General features: G+C 66.9%; 23 protein-coding genes. 13 read left to right on the top strand and 10 right to left on the bottom strand.

Annotated features, from left to right (window positions below; all coding sequences use genetic code 11):
* Together AB4879_RS14395 and AB4879_RS14390 are read right to left on the bottom strand one after the other, a co-directional pair.
* Window positions 1-924, bottom strand: a complete 924-nt coding sequence (locus AB4879_RS14395; RefSeq protein WP_370508114.1) for a 2Fe-2S iron-sulfur cluster-binding protein — start codon at window positions 922-924, stop codon at window positions 1-3.
* Window positions 921-1,502 carry a dimethylamine monooxygenase subunit DmmA family protein gene (locus AB4879_RS14390; protein ID WP_370508113.1) on the bottom strand — a complete coding sequence of 194 codons (582 nt, stop codon included), beginning with the start codon at window positions 1,500-1,502 and terminating at the stop codon, window positions 921-923. Before AB4879_RS14390 ends, AB4879_RS14395 begins: the two co-directional genes overlap by 4 nt.
* Here AB4879_RS14390 and AB4879_RS14385 point away from each other — a divergent pair.
* Complete coding sequence (locus AB4879_RS14385) at window positions 1,492-3,039, top strand: hypothetical protein (protein ID WP_370508112.1); 1,548 nt, start codon at window positions 1,492-1,494, stop codon at window positions 3,037-3,039. The two genes, AB4879_RS14390 and AB4879_RS14385, sit on opposite strands and share 11 nt — an antisense overlap.
* Here AB4879_RS14385 and AB4879_RS14380 read toward each other — a convergent pair.
* The gene (locus tag AB4879_RS14380; RefSeq protein WP_370508111.1) at window positions 2,985-3,800 is read right to left on the bottom strand and encodes a mycofactocin-coupled SDR family oxidoreductase; all 816 of its coding nucleotides are present in this window, start codon (window positions 3,798-3,800) and stop codon (window positions 2,985-2,987) included. The genes AB4879_RS14385 and AB4879_RS14380 overlap by 55 nt on opposite strands.
* Before the next feature lie 5 nt (window positions 3,801-3,805).
* Window positions 3,806-4,120, bottom strand: coding sequence for a putative quinol monooxygenase (locus tag AB4879_RS14375; protein WP_102806533.1), 315 nt, complete (start codon window positions 4,118-4,120; stop codon window positions 3,806-3,808).
* Between the two features lie 206 nt (window positions 4,121-4,326).
* Here AB4879_RS14375 and AB4879_RS14370 point away from each other — a divergent pair, with 206 nt between their 5' ends.
* Window positions 4,327-6,840 carry a DNA translocase FtsK 4TM domain-containing protein gene (locus AB4879_RS14370; RefSeq protein ID WP_370508110.1) on the top strand — a complete coding sequence of 838 codons (2,514 nt, stop codon included), beginning with the start codon at window positions 4,327-4,329 and terminating at the stop codon, window positions 6,838-6,840.
* A 63-nt stretch (window positions 6,841-6,903) separates the two neighbouring features.
* Here the strand turns inward: AB4879_RS14370 and AB4879_RS14365 are convergent, their stop codons facing one another.
* Window positions 6,904-7,404, bottom strand: a complete 501-nt coding sequence (locus AB4879_RS14365) for an amino-acid N-acetyltransferase (RefSeq protein WP_102806535.1) — start codon at window positions 7,402-7,404, stop codon at window positions 6,904-6,906.
* Between the two features lie 55 nt (window positions 7,405-7,459).
* Here AB4879_RS14365 and pgsA point away from each other — a divergent pair, with 55 nt between their 5' ends.
* From pgsA to AB4879_RS14340, 5 genes are all read left to right on the top strand, one after another.
* The gene (gene pgsA, locus AB4879_RS14360; RefSeq protein WP_102806536.1) at window positions 7,460-8,065 is read left to right on the top strand and encodes a CDP-diacylglycerol--glycerol-3-phosphate 3-phosphatidyltransferase; all 606 of its coding nucleotides are present in this window, start codon (window positions 7,460-7,462) and stop codon (window positions 8,063-8,065) included.
* Window positions 8,043-8,531, top strand: a complete 489-nt coding sequence (locus AB4879_RS14355) for a CinA family protein (RefSeq protein ID WP_370508109.1) — start codon at window positions 8,043-8,045, stop codon at window positions 8,529-8,531. The genes pgsA and AB4879_RS14355 overlap by 23 nt, the downstream gene beginning before the upstream one ends.
* Before the next feature lie 71 nt (window positions 8,532-8,602).
* Window positions 8,603-8,938 (top strand): transcriptional regulator ClgR, encoded by a 336-nt coding sequence (gene clgR, locus AB4879_RS14350; RefSeq protein ID WP_102806538.1) that lies wholly within the window; start codon window positions 8,603-8,605, stop codon window positions 8,936-8,938.
* Window positions 8,939-9,055: 117 nt separating this feature from the next.
* On the top strand, window positions 9,056-9,868 hold the full coding sequence (gene pspA, locus AB4879_RS14345; protein WP_102806539.1) for a phage shock protein PspA: 813 nt from the start codon (window positions 9,056-9,058) through the stop codon (window positions 9,866-9,868).
* A 14-nt stretch (window positions 9,869-9,882) separates the two neighbouring features.
* Complete coding sequence (locus AB4879_RS14340; protein WP_102806540.1) at window positions 9,883-10,713, top strand: hypothetical protein; 831 nt, start codon at window positions 9,883-9,885, stop codon at window positions 10,711-10,713.
* Window positions 10,714-10,724: 11 nt separating this feature from the next.
* Here the strand turns inward: AB4879_RS14340 and AB4879_RS14335 are convergent, their stop codons facing one another.
* Window positions 10,725-11,168, bottom strand: a complete 444-nt coding sequence (locus tag AB4879_RS14335; protein WP_102806541.1) for a limonene-1,2-epoxide hydrolase family protein — start codon at window positions 11,166-11,168, stop codon at window positions 10,725-10,727.
* A 42-nt stretch (window positions 11,169-11,210) separates the two neighbouring features.
* On the opposite strand from AB4879_RS14335, the gene AB4879_RS14330 reads away from it, so the two are divergent.
* The 5 genes from AB4879_RS14330 (at window position 11,211) to recX (ending at window position 14,957) form a co-directional block, all read left to right on the top strand.
* The gene (locus AB4879_RS14330; protein WP_370508108.1) at window positions 11,211-12,377 is read left to right on the top strand and encodes a glycosyltransferase; all 1,167 of its coding nucleotides are present in this window, start codon (window positions 11,211-11,213) and stop codon (window positions 12,375-12,377) included.
* Between the two features lie 9 nt (window positions 12,378-12,386).
* Window positions 12,387-12,581: a DUF3046 domain-containing protein gene (locus AB4879_RS14325; protein WP_036338673.1), complete on the top strand. Its 195-nt coding sequence runs from the start codon at window positions 12,387-12,389 to the stop codon at window positions 12,579-12,581.
* 4 nt (window positions 12,582-12,585) lie between these two features.
* A complete protein-coding gene (locus AB4879_RS14320) occupies window positions 12,586-13,275 on the top strand; it encodes an alpha/beta fold hydrolase (RefSeq protein WP_370508107.1) in 690 nt (229 codons plus the stop codon).
* A gap of 142 nt (window positions 13,276-13,417) precedes the next feature.
* Window positions 13,418-14,470: a recombinase RecA gene (recA, locus tag AB4879_RS14315; protein ID WP_036338669.1), complete on the top strand. Its 1,053-nt coding sequence runs from the start codon at window positions 13,418-13,420 to the stop codon at window positions 14,468-14,470.
* Window positions 14,439-14,957 carry a recombination regulator RecX gene (gene recX, locus AB4879_RS14310; RefSeq protein ID WP_370508106.1) on the top strand — a complete coding sequence of 173 codons (519 nt, stop codon included), beginning with the start codon at window positions 14,439-14,441 and terminating at the stop codon, window positions 14,955-14,957. Before recA ends, recX begins: the two co-directional genes overlap by 32 nt.
* On the opposite strand, the gene AB4879_RS14305 is transcribed toward recX, so the two are convergent.
* Together AB4879_RS14305 and AB4879_RS14300 are read right to left on the bottom strand one after the other, a co-directional pair.
* Window positions 14,958-15,518: a DUF305 domain-containing protein gene (locus AB4879_RS14305; protein WP_370508105.1), complete on the bottom strand. Its 561-nt coding sequence runs from the start codon at window positions 15,516-15,518 to the stop codon at window positions 14,958-14,960.
* Window positions 15,519-15,599: 81 nt separating this feature from the next.
* Window positions 15,600-16,889 (bottom strand): cytochrome, encoded by a 1,290-nt coding sequence (locus tag AB4879_RS14300; protein WP_370508104.1) that lies wholly within the window; start codon window positions 16,887-16,889, stop codon window positions 15,600-15,602.
* A 65-nt stretch (window positions 16,890-16,954) separates the two neighbouring features.
* Here AB4879_RS14300 and AB4879_RS14295 point away from each other — a divergent pair, with 65 nt between their 5' ends.
* Window positions 16,955-17,782: a TIGR03560 family F420-dependent LLM class oxidoreductase gene (locus tag AB4879_RS14295; protein WP_370508103.1), complete on the top strand. Its 828-nt coding sequence runs from the start codon at window positions 16,955-16,957 to the stop codon at window positions 17,780-17,782.
* An 8-nt stretch (window positions 17,783-17,790) separates the two neighbouring features.
* On the opposite strand, the gene AB4879_RS14290 is transcribed toward AB4879_RS14295, so the two are convergent.
* Window positions 17,791-18,597, bottom strand: coding sequence for an alpha/beta hydrolase (locus AB4879_RS14290; protein WP_370508102.1), 807 nt, complete (start codon window positions 18,595-18,597; stop codon window positions 17,791-17,793).
* A 128-nt stretch (window positions 18,598-18,725) separates the two neighbouring features.
* Window positions 18,726-19,397, bottom strand: coding sequence for a GAP family protein (locus AB4879_RS14285; protein ID WP_370508101.1), 672 nt, complete (start codon window positions 19,395-19,397; stop codon window positions 18,726-18,728).
* Window positions 19,398-19,442: the final 45 nt, after the last annotated feature.

The raw sequence follows: 19,442 nt of genomic DNA, 5'->3' as shown, positions 1-19,442 counted from the left end.
TCACAGGTCCAACTCCACCCGGCCGGAGCCGCGGGAGACGCAGGCCATCATGGAGTCGCGGCGTTCGTCATCGGTGAGGAAGAGGTCGCGGTGCAGCACCATCCCGCCGCGAACCGGAACCCGGCATTCGCCGCACACGCCCTGCCGGCACAGATTGGGAATGACGTATCCGTGTGCGGTCAACGACTCCAGCAGCGAGACACCTGATTCGACGGTGAAAGTGCTTCCATCGGAGAATAATTCGACCTCGAACGGATCACCGGGTGCCAGCTCTCCGCCGAAGTGTTCGACGTGGATGCGCCCCCGGGGCCAGCCCAGCTCGGTGGCGACAGCCACGACGTCGTCGATGAACTGGCTTGGACCGCAGAGGTAGGCGTGCGTGCCGAAGGGCTGGGCGGCCAGTGTGGCTGTCAGGTCGGCGAGGAAGACCGTCCGGTCGGTGAAGAACGAGGCGTTCTCGGTCAATGACCGGATCTCGTCGACGTACGCGCCTCGGCCGTCCCGAAAGATGTAGAGCAACCGCACATCTCGACCCCAGCGTCGCGCGCTGCGCAGATGCGACACCATCGGGGTGATGCCGATGCCCGCAGCGATCAGCAGGTGTCGCCGGGCTCGCAGAACGGGGGCGAAGGCGCTGCGCGGCGGGTGCACGACGACGGCATCGCCCACGCTCAGGTCACGGTGGATCCACCGCGAGCCACCCCGGCCCGCAGGGCATTCCAGCACCGACACCACATAGTGGCGAGGCGCAACACTGTCCCCGGTCAGCGAATAGGCGTTGGCCCCGCCGGCATGTTCGATCACCACGTGGCTGCCGGGCGTGAACGATGGCAACGCCGCACCGTCGGCACGGGCCAGGTTCAAAGTCCTGATTCCGGGCACCGTGTCGTCGATCGCGACGACGTGCAACGTCAGCTTGGTCATGGCGTGGTGTCGGCGGTCGTCGCGAATCCGAGGTGAGCACCGATCCGGCGAGAAACGTGGTAGTGCACGAACAGTCGGCGTGCACAGCCGGGGCAGGTGATCTCCTCGGACAATCCCGTCGCCGCCGTGGTGGTGATCCGGCAGTGCGCGCAGTACACCTCGCGGGTGGCCACTTCGGTACTCGCGACGGTGATTTCGTCGTCGGCGGCGCCGAGTTCGAAGGCGCGGGCGCGGATGCGAAGACACGCGTACGCGGGGCCGGCCAGCAGCAGCCGCCAGCCGACTTTCGCCTCCTCGAGGTCGGCGTCCAGCGCGGCACACGCCGCCTCGACGTCGGCGACCTGATGCACCCGGGGCCGGGCGTCCGGATGGGCGGCGTGGATCTCATCGACCCACCGTGCGGCGACGGCGGCCGCGTCGGTGCCGACAGCGAGCACCGTCCAGTACCGGCCGGTGAGATCGGCGGTCGGACAGGTTGGTTCGACGGCCCAGGCCGGGACGCTGGTGAGCTCCAGATCGGGTGTCATCGTCACCCGATCGTAGTGCAGCGTGTGGTAGACAGCTTGCGTGTCAGCCATCGACCCGTCGACTCCGGTTCTGGTCGGCTGGCATGCGGTGAGCCGCCGTGACGGTGATCCTCGCGACGGTCAGGAAGCGGCCGAACTCATGGCGAGCGCCGCGCGCGGGGCGCTGCAGGCATCGGGCGTGGACGCCGCCGACGTGGACTGGATTGGTGCTACCGCGGGCCTGACCCGGTACGCCGATCCCGCGCGTCTGGTGGGTGAATGGATCGGCGCCGGCGCCGCGCACACTGTCCTCGCTCACATCGGCGTCATGCAGCAGACGCTGGTCAGCCATGCCTGTCGGGCCGTCCAAAGCGGCACTCACCACGTGGCGTTGGTAATCGGTGGCGAGGCTCATTATCGAAAGGTGAGAGCAGTCGCCGGCGGGCACGACCCGCACGTCACCACTCAGGCGGCGGGCGTCGTGCCCGACGAGTCGCTGACCTCTCCGGATTTCGACGAGAGCATGTCACATCCCGCCGAGGTGGCCGCCGGGCTTTCGGCTACTCCCGCGTACTACGCGTTGATCGACAGCTTCTGGCGCAGTCAGAACGGCCAGGGCATCGAGGAGCATCGCGATGAACTCGCGCGGGTATACGCGCGTTTCGCCGCCGTCGCTCAGCACAACCCGGATGCGGTGCGCACCAAGGGCTATCGTCCCGACGAGCTGCGCAACCCGTCGGCCGACAATCCGATGCTCGCCTTTCCCTACACCAAGTTGTTGGCGACGACCTGGACCGTCGATCAAGGGTGCGCGTTGCTCATCACAACCCACCGCCACGCCGAAGAACTCGGCATCCCCGACAGTGCGCGGTGCTATCCAGCCGTGGCGGTCGAGTCCAATCACGTTGTGCCGGTGGCCGGCCGAACCCGGTTGAGTCAGCCGGCGGCAATGCGCATCATCGGCGACACGATTTCGCACCGGATGAATCGGGATGTTTCCGAGATCGAGCTGCTGGATCTCTATTCGGCGTTCCCCGCGCCGGTGTTCATCGCAGCCGAAGCGTTGCGGGTGCCGGCGGGACGTGATCTGACCCTGACCGGTGGGATGTCCTTTGCCGGTGGTCCGCTCAACAGCTATGTCCTGCACGCCATTGCCGCGGCGGCACAGCGATTGACCACCTCGGGCGCGCACGCCGCACTCGTCAGCAGTGTGAGTGGTCTGTACTCCAAGCAAGGGGCCTTGGTGATCACCGCCGACGCGCCGCCCGACACATTCGAGACCATCGACGTCACAGAAGCAGTCGCCGACGAAGAACCGCAGCTGCCAGTCGCCATTGACCCGCAGGGAAGCGGCCGGGTTGTCGCGTATACCGTTGTGTTCGAGAGTGATCGGCCCGAGCGGGCGATCGTCGTGGTCGATTTGGCCGACGGCCGCCGAGCCGTGGCGCGCAGCCACGATCAGGAACTCATGGCATCGGCACTGACACATGACATCGTCGGTGCCGAGGTGGTCGTACGCGACGGAATCTTTGTTATCACCGACCGCGGCGAGCCTCAACGCTTGTTCGTGAACCCTGCGTCGACGGGCAACGTGACGCCGGTGACGTAGCGGCCCGCGTCCGACACCAGGTAGTACACCGCGTTGGCGATGTCCTCAGGTTCCAGCGTCTGGACCGGCAGCGCATTGCTCATGTCGGGGCCGCCTTGCATCTGTTGGGCGAAACCTTCGAGCCAGGAGCGGGTGAACTCGTTGTCGATCATCGGGGTGTTCACTCCGGCCGGATGCACCGAGTTGACCCGAATATTGAATGCGGCAAGGAAATTCGCGTACGCCCGCATCAGGCCTACCACGCCGTGCTTGGCGACCGTGTAGCCCAGCGATCCCGCGACCGGCGCGCCGATGCCGACCAGGCCGGCCACCGAGCTGGTCAGCACGATCGCGCCGCCGTCGCCCTTCTTGATCATCGGCTTCATCGCCACGTCGACGGTGTGATAGACCCCGGTGAGGTTCACGTCGAGGACGTCCTGCCAGGCGCCGTCGTCGGCCATCGGGGCGATCCCGGCGTTCGCGATCACGATGTCGAGCCGGCCGAGTTCCTCGATGCCCTGGTACATCGCGTTCTTGAGCGCCGTCCGGTCACGGACGTCGGCCTCGCGGGCGACGATCCGCACTCCGGTGTCCTCGACGAGCTTGACGGTCGCCGCCATGTCCTCCGGCGTGGCCATCGGATACGGGACGCTGGCGATCTGGTCGCAGAGGTCCACCGCGATGATGCTGGCGCCCTCCGATGCCAGCTTCACCGCATGCGCTCGGCCCTGGCCGCGGGCCGCGCCGGTGATCAGCGCGACCTTGCCGTCGAGTTCACCCATGACGATCAGGGACGAACCTGGCCCTTGGCCGGGTCGCCGGCCGGGATGGGGGTGAGCATCTTGATGTCGGGAGCACCGTCGAGGTGCTCACCGATCGCGCCGAACAGCGCGGTCACGCCGGGCGCGGTGCTGTGGGTCTTGAGGGCGTCCTCGTCGGCCCACTGCTCGACGAACACGAACGTCTTGTCGCCCTCATGGACGGCGTAGAGGTCGCAGCCGGGCTCGCCGTGGACCTCCGCGACGGCCTTCTTGCAGGCCTCGCGCACGGCGTCGACGGATTCGGGCTTGACGGTGAAGCTGGCAACGACGACGACGGGCATGAGCGGGGCTCCTCAGCTCTTCGGGGCAAGTGTGACGGCGCTTACGTTAGCCCTGCTTTGTAATGCCACGAGAAGGGGTCCCGGTCAGCGGCGCGGGGTGCCCGAAATCGACCTCAGCCGGCGTTTGTCGCAGTCTGGCAACGACGCGCCGTGGAACGGGTGTTGCGGATGGTGCAGATGGGGCACATGCGACTAGGCTTCCCCGCATGGCGAACAAGACGGCCGCTCGCTCAAGCGCGCGAACGACCAGGTCAAAGGGTGCGACGCGGTCGGCCAAGCCGGCCCCGCGGCGCAAGCCTGCCAAGAAGCGCACCTCCTCGCCGGTCGCCACCGCGGCCGCGACCGGGGGACGCGCAGCGCGGGCGACCTGGCTGATGTTGGCCAAGGGGGCGGGCTCGACCGCCCGATCGGTCGGTCGAGCCCGCGACATCGAGCCCGGGCATCGCCGCGACGGCATTGCGCTGGGGCTGCTGGCGGTCGCGGTCGTGATCGCCGCGAGTTCGTGGTTCGACGCCGCCCGGCCGGTCGGCGCCTGGATCGACTCTGTGCTGCGCACGATGGTCGGCGGAGCCGTCGTTCTACTGCCCGTCATCATCTGCGCCATCGCTGTCCTTCTGATGCGCACCGAACCCAATCCCGACGCCCGGCCCCGCCTGATCCTGGGGTGCGCGATGGTCGCCCTGCCGGTACTGGGGCTGTGGCATCTCTGGTCGGGTTCGCCCCAGGATCCCGCGGCGCGTCAACGCGCGGGCGGCTTCGTCGGCTTCGCCATCGGCGGTCCACTGTCCGACGGGCTGACCCCGTGGATCGCCACACCGTTGCTGATCATCGCCGCGCTGTTCGGGCTGCTGCTGCTGACCGGCACGACGATCCGCGAGGTGCCGGAAACCCTCTACGCGATGTTCAGCACGCGCGACCACTACGACGATGACGACGAGTACTACGACGACGAGGAGCCCGAGGACCTCGCTGTCGCGGAGCCGGAGGACTTCTCCGACGGCTACTACGACGATCCGCGGTCGTACACCGACGAGGCGCCGGCCTGGCCCGGCGAACAGGGGCCGGTCGGCACACCGCTGGACAACTATCCGCTCGATGAGGATGCGCCGACGGCACCCGAGCCGGTGAAGGCGAGGCGCAAGAAGGCAACTCCGAAGCCGGAGCCCACGCCGGACACCGCCACGCAGGAGACCAAGGTCCTGGATCGTGTGGTCGAGGGCCCGTACACGCTGCCGTCGCTGGATCTCCTGGTGGCCGGCGACCCGCCGAAGCGGCGCAGCGCGGCCAACGACCAAATGGTGGACGCGATTTCGAACGTCCTGCACCAGTTCAAGGTCGACGCCGCAGTCACCGGCTGCACCAGGGGTCCGACTGTGACCCGCTACGAGGTCGAACTCGGCCCCGGCGTCAAGGTCGAGAAAATCACTGCGCTGCAACGCAATATCGCCTACGCGGTGGCCACCGAAAGCGTCCGCATCCTCGCGCCGATCCCCGGCAAGTCCGCCGTCGGCATCGAAGTGCCCAACACCGACCGTGAAATGGTCCGGCTGGCAGACGTTCTCACCGCGCCGTCCACCCGCGGCGACCACCGCCCGCTGGTGATCGGGCTGGGCAAGGACATCGAGGGGCACTTCGTCTCGGCGAACCTGGCCGATATGCCGCACCTGCTGGTGGCCGGCTCCACCGGCTCGGGAAAGTCCAGCTTCGTCAACTCGATGCTGGTGTCGCTGCTGGCGCGTGCCACCCCTGAAGAAGTGCGAATGATCCTCATCGACCCGAAGATGGTGGAACTCACGCCCTACGAAGGCATTCCGCACCTCATCACGCCGATCATCACCCAGCCCAAGAAGGCGGCCGCGGCGCTGGCGTGGCTCGTCGAGGAGATGGAACAGCGCTACCAGGACATGCAGGCCTCCCGGGTGCGCCACATCAAGGATTTCAACGCCAAGGTGCGCTCCGGGGAGATCACGGCGCCGCTGGGCAGCCAGCGCGTGTACAAGCCGTACCCGCTGATCCTGGCCGTCGTCGACGAGCTGGCCGACCTGATGATGACCGCGCCGCGTGACGTCGAAGAGGCGATCGTGCGGATCACCCAGAAGGCCCGCGCGGCCGGCATCCACCTGGTGCTGGCCACCCAGCGGCCGTCGGTCGACGTCGTCACCGGTCTGATCAAGACCAACGTGCCGTCGCGGCTGTCGTTCGCGACGTCGTCGCTGACTGACAGCCGGGTCATCCTCGACCAACCAGGCGCCGAGAAGCTGATCGGTATGGGCGATGGTCTGTTCCTGCCGATGGGCGCCTCCAAGCCGGAGCGGTTGCAGGGTGCCTACGTCAGCGACGAGGAGATCCACGCCGTCGTGCAGGCCTGTAAGGACCAGGCCGAGCCGGAGTACACCGAAGGCGTCACCGCGGCGAAGCCCAGCGGTGAGCGCACCGACGTCGACCCCGACATCGGCGACGACATGGACGTCTTCCTGCAGGCCGTCGAACTCGTGGTGTCCTCACAGTTCGGCTCGACGTCGATGCTGCAGCGCAAGTTGCGGGTCGGCTTCGCCAAGGCCGGCCGGCTCATGGATCTGATGGAGACCCGCAACATCGTCGGACCTTCAGAAGGCTCCAAGGCCCGCGAAGTGCTGGTCAAGCCTGATGAACTCGCCGCGACGCTGATGCTGATCCGCGGCGGCAGTGCCGAGGACGACGACGAGGACGACAACTTCTAGCGCCGAGATCGACGTTTCGCCGGTGTGCACTCGCACAAACGCGGCCAAACGTCGGTTTGGGCGTCAGAGCTTGAGCAGCATCCGGGTGTTGCCGAGGATGTTCGGCTTGACGTACGACAGATCGAGGAACTCCGCGACACCGATGTCGTAGGACCGGCACATCTCGTCGTACACCTCGGAGGTGACGGGGGTGCCTTCGATCTCGGCGAAACCGTGCCGGGCGAAGAACTCCGTCTCGAAGGTCAGCACGAACAGCCGCTGCAGTTGCAGTTCGCGGGCGACCGTCAGCAGCTGGTCGACGATCGTGTGGCCGATACCGCGGCCCTTGACCTTCGGGTCGACGGCGACCGTGCGGACCTCACCGAGGTCGGCCCATAGGACGTGCAACGCCCCGCATCCGACGACCTCGCCGTCCACCTCGGCCACCCAGAATTCCTGGACCGCCTCATAGAGGGTGACCAGGTTCTTCTCCAGCAGGATGCGGCCCGCGTAGATGTCGACCAGACGCTTGATATCCGCGACATCCGAGGTGCGGGCGCGGCGGACGACGACATCGGAGCTCACGGGTGCAGAGTATCGGGCGTGAGGGGCCCGGCTGCCAACCGATATTCTGGTCGTCGTGTCGGGACAACCCCAAACCGGTCCGGCGGTCCCGCGCGTGCGGGTCGCCAACCTAGCCAACTTCCTGACCGGTATCCGTCTGGTCCTGGTCCCGATTTTCCTGCTGTTCCTGTTCGCCGGTGATGGCCACGAAACAGCCAGCCGCCTAACGGCTTTCATCATCTTCGCGGTGGCGGTCATCACCGACCGGCTGGACGGTTCGCTGGCGCGCACCTATGGGATGGTCACCGAATTCGGCAAGCTGGCCGACCCGATCGCCGACAAGATGCTGATTGGCGCCGCCCTGATCGGGCTGTCGATGCTCGGCGACCTGCCGTGGTGGGTGACCGTGGTCATCCTGATTCGCGAGCTGGGCATCACGGTGCTGCGGTTCGCGGTACTTCGGCGCGGAGTGATCCCCGCCAGCCGCGGCGGCAAGGTCAAGACGCTGGTGCAGGCCGTCGCGATCGGGCTGTTCGTGCTGCCGTTGCACAACTGGCCACCGGCCTGGCACATCGTGGCCTGGGTGATCATGTGGGCCGCGATCGTGTTGACGGTGATCACCGGTGTCGACTACGTGGTCTCGGCGGTCAAGGACTCCCGTGAGCGAACCGCTGGCCGATGACGGTGCCCGCACGCTGGTCGCTCTGCTGACCGCACGCGGCGAAACCGTGGCGACGGCGGAATCGCTGACCGCCGGCCTGCTGGCAGCGACCCTGGCCGGGGTGCCCGGTGCCAGCGCGGTGCTCATCGGCGGCCTGGTGACGTACACCGTCGAGACCAAGATTGCGCTGGCAGGTGTGCCGCGGCAGCTGCTCGACGACGTCGGGCCCGTCGCGGCGCCGACGGCCGCCGCGCTGGCCGAAGGGGCGCGCGACCGCTGTCAGGCGACCTGGGGTGTCGGCCTCACCGGGGTGGCCGGGCCGGAACCGCACGGCGGGCACCCGGTCGGCACCGTGTTCCTGGGGCTGGCCGGTCCCGGGTCAACGGAAGCCGCCGAACTGCGGCTATCCGGCTCACGCTGGGACATCCGGCTGGCGGCCGTACACCAGGCGATCGGGCGGCTGCACCGGTTCGTCGAGCGATCCTGAGGTTCCTGGGAACCAAATCGGGCGTCCGCGGCGTTGAACGGTTCGTTGCAACTCTTGGAGGAGGACACCCGATGGCGATACTGCTGCGTGAGGTGATCGGCGACGTGCTGCGGAACGCTCGCACGTCGCAGGGACGCACCCTTCGTGAGGTGTCCGATTCGGCCCGAGTGAGCCTGGGATACCTCTCCGAGGTCGAACGCGGCCGCAAGGAAGCCTCCAGCGAGCTGCTCAGCGCGATCTGCACCGCGTTGGACGTCCCGCTGTCGCGGGTGCTGACCGATGCCGGTGCCAAGATGGCCGACCGCGAGCGGATCGCTCGGTTGACCTCCGTGCCGGCCCAGGACGGCACCATCGACGTCGCCACCAAGGTGGTCATTCCGCACCCCGTCACGATGGCGGTTGCCTGAGCCGCGAACCGGCCGCGACCGGGCCACATGCGGACAAGGGTGTGGCCGGGCGTGGTTAACCGATAAATTGGGCACGACCACCGAACTGCGGCACCCGATACATAGACGGAGCAACTGATGGCCAATCCGTTCGTCAAGGCGTGGAAGTACTTCACAGCACTCTTCAACTCGAAGATCGACGAATATGCCGACCCCAAGGTGCAGATCCAGCAGGCGATCGAGGATGCCCAACGCCAGCATCAGGGTTTGACCCAGCAAGCCGCGCAGGTCATCGGCAATCAGCGCCAGCTCGAGATGCGCTTGAACCGTCAGCTCGCCGACATCGAGAAGCTGCAGGTCAACGTGCGCCAGGCGCTGACGCTGGCCGATCAGGCGGTGGCGTCCGGGGATGCCGCCAAGGCCACCGAGTACAACAACGCCGCCGAGGCGTTCGCGGCGCAGCTGGTCACCGCCGAGCAGAGCGTGGAAGACCTCAAGAGTCTGCACGACCAGGCGCTGCAGGCCGCTGGCCAGGCCAAGAAGGCCGTCGAACAGAACGCCATGGTGCTGCAGCAGAAGATCGCCGAGCGCACCAAGCTGCTCAGCCAGCTCGAGCAGGCCAAGATGCAAGAACAGGTCAGTGCCTCGCTGCGGTCGATGAGCGAGATCGCCGCACCGGGCAACACACCGAGCCTCGACGAGGTGCGCGACAAGATCGAACGCCGCTACGCCAACGCGATGGGTGCCGCCGAACTCGCGCAGAACTCGGTGCAGGGCCGCATGCTCGAGGTGCAGCAGGCCACCGTGCAGATGGCCGGACATTCCCGGCTCGAGCAGATCCGCGCGTCGATGCGCGGGGACGCTCTGCCTGCCGGTGACACCGCAGCCGCCCCGGCCACGCCGGCCGCTCCGGCCGTCACCCCCGAGCCCGAGAAGCCGTTAGGCCAGTAGGAGGCGAGCATTCGATGGCGGTGACACCGGACAAACCGGGATTCGTATCGCGTCAATGGCGTTCGGTCATGCAGCGCGGTATCGACACCGTCAGCGAGTACGCCGACGTGGCGGCCCGGAAGCTCAGTGCCGTCTCCGATCCGCGGGCCCGGCTGCTGCGCAAGCGGCGCTGGGCGTTGCGGCTGGGGATCTTCTTCTCATTCGCCACCGTGTTTTGGATAGCCGTCACCGGACTGCTCGCCACGTGGAGCACACCGGTGTGGGGTCTGATCATCACCGGGGTGATCGCCGCCGGCGCCGCAGTGCCGGCCACCTTGTTTTTGCTGCGTTACCGCTGGCTGCGGGGCGAGCCGCTGCCGCCCACCCGTCAGGTCAGCGGCCGCCGGCTGCCGCCGCACGGCTCGGTGGCCCGGCCGTCGATGTCGGCCCTCGGGGCGTCTGAGCGCGGCTTCCACTCGCTACTGGGTGTGATGCAGCGCGGGAACATGTTGCCGCCCGAGGAGATTCGCGAACTCGTCGCTGCAGCGGATCGCACCGCGGCGACCATGGCGGCCACCGCCGACGAGGTGGTGTCGATGGAGCGCGCCGCGATCGAGACCCCGCATTCACAGTCCTACCTGGCGCCGACCATCAACGCGTTCACCGCGCAGCTCAGCACGGGTGTGCGGCAGTACAACGAAATGGTCACCGCCGCAGCGCAACTGGTCTCTGCGGCCAACACCGGCGCGATGTCGAGCTCGCCGATGTCGCAGCAGCGCTACCGCAACGAACTCGCAGGCGCGACCGACCGGCTGATGGGTTGGGCGCAGGCCTTCGACGAGCTGGGCCAGCTCCGCCGCGCTTAGAGCGTGAGGCCCTAGAGCGTCGGACGTAGCCCCGGCACCACTGCGCCGATGAGGCCGCGCACGGTGGCCTTGGTCATGTCGAACATGTCGAAGTAGTCCCGCCACAAGGTGATTCGGCCGTTCGTGACCTCGAACACGCCGCACACCCAGAACTGCAACCGCACCGGACCGACCCGCAGCACATCGGTGCGCTCGGTGAGCACCACCGGGCCGTTGACCGCGATGCGGTGGATCTTGACCTCGAAGCCGAAGCTGGGACGCTGCAGGCCTTTGAACAGCTTCATGGTCCGCTTGCGGCCGCGGACGGTGGGGAAGCCGACGTTCTGGTAGACGAGATTGTCGTCCAGCTGGAGGTCGGCGGTGGCCAGGTCCTGGTCCTGCAGTGCGTTCAGGAAAACCTCGACCGTATGGGCATTGTCGATATCGGAGCTCACGTTGGTGATCTGCTCGGTCATGCTCTCGAGCCTAGGCCGGATGCGCTGTGGCAGGGTAGGCCCGTGCGCGTCGCGGTGGTGGCAGGACCGGATCCCGGCCATGCGTTTCCCGCGATCGCGCTGTGCCTGCGCCTGGCGGCCGCGGGCGACCATCCCACTCTGCTGACCGGAACCGAATGGCTGGACACTGCCCGCGCCACCGGTATCGAGGCGGTGGAACTCCTGGGACTCGACGTCACCGACGACGATGACGACACCGACGCCGGCGCCAAGATCCACCAGCGCGCGGCGCGGATGGCCGTGCTCAACGTTCCGGTACTGCGTGAACTGGCGCCCGACCTGATCGTCTCTGACGTCATCACCGTCTGCGGCGGGATGGCCGCCGAATTGATCGGCACCCCATGGGTCGAGCTGAACCCTCAGCCGCTGTACCGGCCGTCGCGGGGACTGCCGCCCTTGGGCAGTGGGTTGGCGCCCGGCACCGGCATCCGCGGCCGGGTGCGGGACTCTATTCTGCGCGCCCTGACGGCGCGGTCGTGGAAGGAAGGGGAGCGACAGCGTTCGGCAGCACGAGTGCAGATCGGGCTACCCGCCCGCGAACCGGGGCCGGTGCGCCGGCTGATCGCGACCCTGCCCGCCCTGGAGGTGCCGCGCCCGGACTGGCCGGCCGAGGCTGTCGTCGTCGGGCCGCTGCACTTCGAGCCCACCGACGCGGTGTTGCCGGTTCCGCCGGGTGACGGCCCGGTGATCGTGGTGGCGCCGTCAACCGCCGCGATCGGTGCCCAGGGCGTGACCGAGCTGGTGCTGGAACATCTGGTGCCCGGACGAACCCTCCCGGACGGGTCGCGGGTGGTGATCTCCCGGCTCGGCGGCCGGGAACTCGAGGTGCCGCTGTGGGCGACTGTCGGGCTGGGCCGCCAGGACGAACTGCTGACCCACGCTGATCTGGTGATCTGCGGCGGTGGGCACGGGATGCTGACCAAGACGCTGCTGGCAGGCGTGCCGATGGTGGTGATCCCGGGTGGGGGTGACCAATGGGAGTTGGCGAATCGCGTTGTGCGCCAGGGCAGTGCGCGCTTGATCCGGCCGCTTGCCGCCGAGGTTCTGGTGGCGGAGGTGGGTGAAGTGCTGTCCTCGCCGGGCTATCGGGAGGCGGCCCGGCGCGCCGGCGAGACCATCGCGGACGTCGCCGATCCGGTACGGGTGTGCCATGAATCGGTGGCTGGGTAAGTTGGTGGCGTGCGGCTGACGGAATTCACCGAACTCGTCGAGGGGCAATTCGGCCGGGTTCGTGGTGGCTCGCTGCTGGTGGATCACGTGCTCACCCAGTTGGGCGGGCGGACCGCCGCGCAGGCCATCGAGGACGGTGTGGAGCCCCGCGACGTGTGGCGGGCGCTGTGCGCCGACTTCGACGTGCCGCGCGATCAGTGGTGAGCGCGTGAGTACCTTCGCGTTGATCCATGGCGCCTGGCACGGGCCGTGGTGCTGGGAACGGTTGATTCCCGAATTGGAGCGGCGCGGGCACCGGGCGGTCGCGGTGGACGTCCGGTTCGATGATCCGACGGCGACGTTCACCGACCATGCCGCCACATTCGCCGCGGCCATAGATGAGAACGACCACGACGTCGTCGCTGTCGGCCACTCGCTGGGCAGCTATGCGTTGCCGTGGATCGCAGACCGGTGCCTGCTTCGTCACCAGGTGTATTTGTGCGGCTTGGTCGCCGAGCCCGGCCGCACCATCGCTGAGCTGAATCGGGAGCAACACATACTCAATCTGGATCATTCGGCCGGACTCGCCAAGGTCGATGGCGGCACCCGATGGGTCGACTTCGACCTGGCGCGATCGATCTTCTATCCGGATTGCGACGAAGAGATCGTCGCGTCGGCGATCCCACGGCTGCGAGTTCAGGCGCGGGAGCCGATGTCGCAGCGCTGCACGTTCGATCGGCTCCCATCGATTCCGGCCACCTACATCGTGTGCTCGGAGGACCGGATGGTCGATCCAGGCTGGTCGCGACGGGTGGCGACGGAGCGGCTCGGGGCGCAGGTGGTAGAGCTGCCGGGGGGTCATTCGCCGTTCTACTCCCGCCCGGAGGCTCTGGCCGACGCCCTGCATCGGCTCGTCTGACACGCGGCGGCGCGCCTCCTTGCCATCGAACACATGTTCGTTATGGTGGTCAGCGTTCGACCGTTTTGTCGGAGCCTTGTCCTAACGTCACGGCCAACCGACCGAGAACCGGTCAACAACGACTACCGGAAGAGGTATCACCATGGCTCCGCAGGCACCTGATCGCGAGAAGGCCCTCGAGCTCGCACTCGCGCAGATCGACAAGAACTTCGGCAAGGGCTCGGTGATGCGCCTCGGCGACGAGGTCCGCCAGCCGATCTCCGTCATCCCGACCGGATCGATCGCCCTTGACGTCGCCCTCGGTATCGGCGGTCTACCGCGCGGCCGCGTCGTCGAGATCTACGGCCCGGAATCGTCGGGTAAGACCACCGTCGCACTGCATGCGGTGGCCAATGCTCAAGCCGCCGGTGGCATCGCGGCGTTCATCGACGCCGAGCACGCGCTGGACCCGGATTACGCCAAGAAGCTCGGTGTGGACACCGATGCGCTACTGGTCAGCCAGCCCGACACCGGTGAGCAGGCACTCGAGATCGCCGACATGCTGGTGCGTTCAGGTGCCATCGACCTCATCGTCATCGACTCGGTGGCCGCCCTGGTACCCCGCGCCGAGATCGAGGGCGAGATGGGTGACAGCCACGTCGGCCTGCAGGCCCGCCTGATGAGCCAGGCGCTGCGCAAGATGACCGGTGCACTGAACAACTCGGGCACCACCGCGATCTTCATCAACCAGCTGCGCGAGAAGATCGGCGTGATGTTCGGCTCACCCGAAACCACCACGGGTGGTAAGGCTTTGAAGTTCTACGCCTCGGTCCGCCTGGATGTGCGGCGGATCGAGACACTCAAGGACGGCACCGACGCGGTGGGCAACCGCACCCGCGTCAAGGTCGTCAAGAACAAGGTGTCGCCGCCGTTCAAGCAGGCCGAGTTCGACATCCTCTACGGCAAGGGCATCAGCCGCGAAGGCTCGCTCATCGACATGGGCGTGGAGCAGGGCTTCATCCGCAAGTCCGGATCGTGGTTCACCTACGAAGGTGAGCAGCTCGGTCAGGGCAAGGAGAACGCCCGCAACTTCATGATGGAAAACCCCGATGTGGCCAACGAGATCGAGAAAAAGATCAAAGAGAAGCTCGGTATCGGTGCGGTGGTGACCGATGAACTCGTCGATGACGTCCTCCCCGCCCCAGTCGACTTCTGAGACCCGCGAAGAGCAGGCGCATGCGTTGTGCCTGCGCCTGCTCACCGTGCGTCCGCGAACCCGATCCGAGCTCGCCGGCCAGATGGCCAAGCGGGGGTACCCCGACGAGGTCGCCGCGAATGAACTCGACCGGCTGGCCGCTGTCGGTCTGATCGACGACGCTGACTTCGCCGAACAGTGGGTACGTTCGCGACGGGCGCGCGCGGGAAAAGGCAAGCGCGCCTTGGCTGCTGAGTTGCGGACCAAAGGTGTCGGCGACGAGGTGATCGCTGCCGCGCTCGACGACATCGACGCCGGCGCCGAACGGCAACGCGCCGAGGAGTTGGTGCAGCAGAAGCTGCGCCGGGAGAAGCTCGACGACGGCGACGACACCAAGGTGATGCGCAGGCTGGTCGGCATGCTGGCCCGTCGCGGCTACAACCAGAGCATGGCCGTGGCCGTGGTCAGAGACGAGCTGGCGGGGGAGCGGGAACGCCGCCGGGTCTGATCACGGCGATCCCAGCAGCGTCTTCATCGTGGTGATCTGCCGTTCCTGGGTGGCTTCGCCGCCGCCGGCGACCGCGACAGTCGCCCGATAGGTGCCCTTGTCGACCTCGGTCTTGCTGAGGGCGAGGGCTTGCTCGCGGTTGGCGATCATCTGCTCGAGGTACAGCCTGGCCGCCAGGGCTGGTTCGGCGTCCTGGAGCGCGGCCGTATGTGTGCCGGACGCCTGCTCGGCGGCGCCCGGGGCCGGAGCGCCCCAGTCCTTGAGCCATTGCTGCAGCTGAACCACCTCCGGGCGATCGTTCTCGTGTATCGCACGGGCTATATCCGAGACGTCGCGGTCGACGCCGGGTTTGGCCAGCAGCGCCTCGCTCATCGCGACCGCCTGCTGCTCCAGCGGGATCATCTGCTGGGCAAAGGAAACGTCGGCGTCGTTGTGCTCTTCGTAGCCCGGCGGCTGGGTGGGACCCGCTTGCGGGGTTGCTGCCTGCTGCAGGGAACATCCGGCGAGTACGCCGAATGCCAGTAGGGCGCCTGCACTGGTCTTGACGAATTGCCTGCGCATGTCGTTCTCCTTCCGCCACTGCGGATACCCACGTGACAGCGCGACGCAACCTTGAAGTTGTCTGGTCAGAGCCTGCGTGGCTCAGCGTACGGTGTAGCCGAGCGGGCAGGGATCGGCCGCGCGCGCCACGCCGCCGATCTGAGCGGGCACCGGACGCGGATGTCCTGTCCACTCGGGCCTCATGTCGTAGCGGCCCACGAGGCGAGTCATCGCCATCGCCATCGCCGCCAACGAAAACGGCTGTGCCGGGCAGGAATGCCTGCCGTGCCCGAAGGCGGTCACCAGCATCGGTGACGGCAACGCATGTGCGTCGGCGAGCCGGTGCCGGTGCCACCGGCTGGGATTCCACTGCTCCAAGCCGGCGGCGGCCGAAGTGTTCAGCAGCGGTAGCAGCGTCGCGATGGTCCAGCCCTTCGGTACGTCGACCACACCCGCGCCGGTGTCGAATGTGACCGGTTCGAGTACGGCGCGAGCCATGATCGAACGCTGCGCCAACCGGGTGCTTTCGAGAGCACAGCTGGAAGCCAGCTCACGATCGCCACCCGCGACCAGGCGGAGCTGATCGGGATGGGCGATCAGGTCGACGAGCGCCCAGCCGAGCGCTGCCATCAGGTTCGACATCGAGGCGATGTGGATGAGCGCGACGTCCATCGCGACACCGCGGCTGCGGACGTCCGGCGATTCCGATGCCCAAGCCTCGACGATTCGGCTGAACAGACCCGCGCCGACCCCGGACGTCGAATCATGGTGCCGCAGTGACTCTTCGATCACCTCGGCGACGTCATCCAAGGCGGCCCGTTCGGCTCGCATACCCGAAGCGGCCACGGCCGCCATCGCGTCGGGGTGAACGAAGGCATCCGAACCGTCGAGGACGTCGAACGCGCGCACCAGTCGCTCGAACGCCTCCCCGTCAGCGCAGCCCGGCCCGGCCCACGACGCCAAACCCATACGGTGGCCAAGCCGTCGGGTCAGCGCGAACAGGTCGACTGTGCCGCTCTCGCCGAGTTCGGCCTCGGTCGCATCGAGGGCGCTGTCGAGGTTGGCGAGGTACGACGTGACGTCGTCGCGGCGAAACAGTGAACTCGGCAGTAGCCGCCTTCCTGAGAACACCTCGTCGGGCAGCTTGCGCCGCAGCATGAGAAAGTCCGCGACACCCTTGCTGGCGGCTTCTTCGACGAGCGCGTAGAACGATTCGACGCCGGTTGGCGAGAAGGTGAAAAGGTAGCGGTCGCTTCCACTCTCGACCACGAACGTATCGCCGTGGCGTTCGCGTGCCGTGGCGATCGCGGCCACCGCGTCGTCAACCGCGACATCCCACGGCAGCCCGACGCCGTCGGCGACGGGTAGGACGTCGAGCGGGTTCGCCACCACGACGCTGACGATACCGGCGACACATCGAGCAGCGGTCGTTTTCCCTACCCGACTAGGCTGCATACATGCGGATCTCGGCCAAGCTGGCGCCCACATTCGATTATCCCGAGCTCGAGCAATTCTGGCGTGCAGCCGATGAGCTGGGTTTCGAAGCGGTTTGGAACTACGACCACTTCTACGGATTGGCCGACGACCGCATGCCCACCCACGAGGGGTGGACGACACTGGCAGCGATGGGCGTGGTGATCCGCCGGGCGCGGATCGGCTGCATGGTCACCGGCGTGACCTATCGAAACCCGGCGATCCTGGCCAAGATGGCGGTCACCGTCGACCACGTCAGCGCCGGCCGCCTGGACTTCGGCATCGGGGCGGGCTGGCACGAGAATGAGCACCGCGGCTACGGCATCGAATTCCCCAGTCCGGGAACGCGAGTGGCGATGCTCGACGAGGCGCTCACCGTGATCCGCCGGCTCTGGGCGGAGGAGACGGTCACATTCGAAGGCCGCTTCTACACGCTGAACGAGGCGATCTGCGAACCCAAGCCGCTGCAGCGCCCGCATCCGCCGATCGTCATCGGCGGCTCCCAGCCCAAGATGCTGCGGGTGATTGCCCGGCACGCCGACGAGTGGAACATGCCCAGCCATGAAGGCCCGCAGCAGTGGGGTGAGGTCAACGGGCGGCTCGCCGAAGCCTGCGCCGAGGTCGGCCGAGAGCCGGGCGAGGTTCGGCGTTCGGTCCAGATCTTCTTGCATCCCCGTGATCCCGAACAGGTTGCCGCACAACTGGATCAGCTGCCCCAGTACGCCGAGCTGGGCTGCGAGCATGCGGTGTTGAGTTTCTACCAGCCGCCATCGGAAGAACTGCTGGCGCGGTGCGCGGAACTGGGGGATTAGTCACCCGGCTAGCCGGACTGACCCGTTAACGCCGTACCGATGAAGGACGAAATCTGCCGACTGGCCGCTTTGGATTCCGGAGCTGGCAACAGTACGAAGCCGTGGAACCCGCCACATACTTCGACGAGCGTGACGTCGACGCCGGCGGCGCGCATGCGGGCGGAGGCAGTACGGGAGTCATCGAGTAAACAGTCGTGGGTGCCGACGACGATAAGTGTGGGAGGAAAGCCGGCGAATGAGCCGTAGAGTGGGGACACATGCGGCGATGTCAGATCATGGTCGCCGGCATAAGCCACCGCGCTACGCGATAGGCCGTTGCGGGACAGCATATCCCGATGCTCATTGCGAACGAAGCTGTCGGAATTGTTGGTGAGATCGGCCCAGGGGAACATGGTCACCAGCCCTTTCGGTGCGTCGCCGTCTTCGTCGAGCACTCGTCGGACCAGTGACATGGCCAGTCCACCTCCGGCGGATTCCCCGACAATGACTGTAGGCCGGTCGGTCGCCACCTCGGAGTAGACCGCCCACACATCGTCCAGTGCCGCTGGGAATGGATCCTCCGGCGCCAAGCGGTAATCGACACTTATCAGTTCCGCATTGTTGGATCTGGCCAGCCCGCTATGGGCACGGGCAGCCATCGAACTGCCGGATACATACGCACCGCCGTGTACGTGGAAGATCAACCCCGCGTCGGTCCGGGCGGGCTGAAACCACCGGACGGGTACGCCGGCCACCGTCGCCGTGGTCTCCCGGACACCGCGCACCCGCCGTTGGCGTGACTCCATCGTTTGGGTGATTTTGCGCGTCTTGCCCACATCCTGAGCACTTCCTAATCGCGATGTCGCCATCAGCATGAGCCTCTGGAAAGCGCGCAACCTGCGGCTCGGCCGGTGAGAGTTGGGAGCAGGCAAGAATCTTTCTCCTTCATTTCGAGGCAGCGTGATCATGCTGCTTGCAGCAACAACACCAGGCCCACGGCAAGCAGAACGACCGCGAGGATCGCGGCGTTATGCCGCTCAAGGGCAACTCTGAGCCGTCGCAATGGCTCCGTCATACGCTCGCGAAAGATGGCGTAGCCCAACACCGGCAGTATCACCGTCGCACTCGCGAGCATCGCGAAACCGAGGACATCCGCCCACGAGCTCAGGCCCGCCTGCGCGGTGGCCCCGATGCTGAACCCTGCCGCAGCGCATGCGGAGAGCACCTTCGGATTCAGCGACACCAGAACCGGCGCCGTCGTCAGGGCCCGCCACGGAGTAACAGAGTCCAGCGCCCGTAGCCACACCGGCGCTTGCGCACTGCGTCCTCGACGCAGCCAGATGACGACGGCGGCGACGATCAGGAGCAGTGCCAAAGCCAAGGTCAGGGGCCGGACCCATGGCGGCGGGGGACCGCCGGCATCAGGCATTTTCCCGGAGATCGCGACAAATATCTGGGTGGCAAGCGCCAACGAGAGCGTCCAGCCGGCGGCGAACGTCGATCCCGAAGCAAGGGGGCGAGGTGTGTGCAGCATCAAGATCGCCGGAATCACCGACGCCGGTGAGACTGCGATTACCAGTGCCAGCGATGTCAACTCCACCCGCATTACGCACCCGGCTTCCTCGTTGACAACCATCAAATTAATGAGAGCTCATTATATGCTTGTCCACGGAACTGCGTA

Source organism: Mycobacterium sp. SA01 (genome assembly GCF_041287105.1).
Taxonomy (GTDB): domain Bacteria; phylum Actinomycetota; class Actinomycetes; order Mycobacteriales; family Mycobacteriaceae; genus Mycobacterium.
The sequence above is the reverse complement of the archived record's forward strand: the minus strand, read 5'-3'. Positions and strand labels throughout refer to the sequence as shown.

What these genes read in the sequence shown, in the direction of transcription:
- AB4879_RS14395 (WP_370508114.1), bottom strand. Translation starts at nt 924, where the DNA reads ATGACCAAGCTGACGTTGCACGTCGTCGCGATCGACGACACGGTGCCC.
- AB4879_RS14390 (WP_370508113.1), bottom strand. Translation starts at nt 1,502, where the DNA reads ATGGCTGACACGCAAGCTGTCTACCACACGCTGCACTACGATCGGGTG.
- AB4879_RS14380 (WP_370508111.1), bottom strand. Translation starts at nt 3,800, where the DNA reads ATGGGTGAACTCGACGGCAAGGTCGCGCTGATCACCGGCGCGGCCCGC.
- AB4879_RS14375 (WP_102806533.1), bottom strand. Translation starts at nt 4,120, where the DNA reads ATGCCCGTCGTCGTCGTTGCCAGCTTCACCGTCAAGCCCGAATCCGTC.
- AB4879_RS14370 (WP_370508110.1), top strand. Translation starts at nt 4,327, where the DNA reads ATGGCGAACAAGACGGCCGCTCGCTCAAGCGCGCGAACGACCAGGTCA.
- clgR (WP_102806538.1), top strand. Translation starts at nt 8,603, where the DNA reads ATGGCGATACTGCTGCGTGAGGTGATCGGCGACGTGCTGCGGAACGCT.
- pspA (WP_102806539.1), top strand. Translation starts at nt 9,056, where the DNA reads ATGGCCAATCCGTTCGTCAAGGCGTGGAAGTACTTCACAGCACTCTTC.
- AB4879_RS14340 (WP_102806540.1), top strand. Translation starts at nt 9,883, where the DNA reads ATGGCGGTGACACCGGACAAACCGGGATTCGTATCGCGTCAATGGCGT.
- AB4879_RS14335 (WP_102806541.1), bottom strand. Translation starts at nt 11,168, where the DNA reads ATGACCGAGCAGATCACCAACGTGAGCTCCGATATCGACAATGCCCAT.
- recA (WP_036338669.1), top strand. Translation starts at nt 13,418, where the DNA reads ATGGCTCCGCAGGCACCTGATCGCGAGAAGGCCCTCGAGCTCGCACTC.
- recX (WP_370508106.1), top strand. Translation starts at nt 14,439, where the DNA reads ATGACGTCCTCCCCGCCCCAGTCGACTTCTGAGACCCGCGAAGAGCAG.
- AB4879_RS14305 (WP_370508105.1), bottom strand. Translation starts at nt 15,518, where the DNA reads ATGCGCAGGCAATTCGTCAAGACCAGTGCAGGCGCCCTACTGGCATTC.
- AB4879_RS14295 (WP_370508103.1), top strand. Translation starts at nt 16,955, where the DNA reads ATGCGGATCTCGGCCAAGCTGGCGCCCACATTCGATTATCCCGAGCTC.
- AB4879_RS14285 (WP_370508101.1), bottom strand. Translation starts at nt 19,397, where the DNA reads ATGGTTGTCAACGAGGAAGCCGGGTGCGTAATGCGGGTGGAGTTGACA.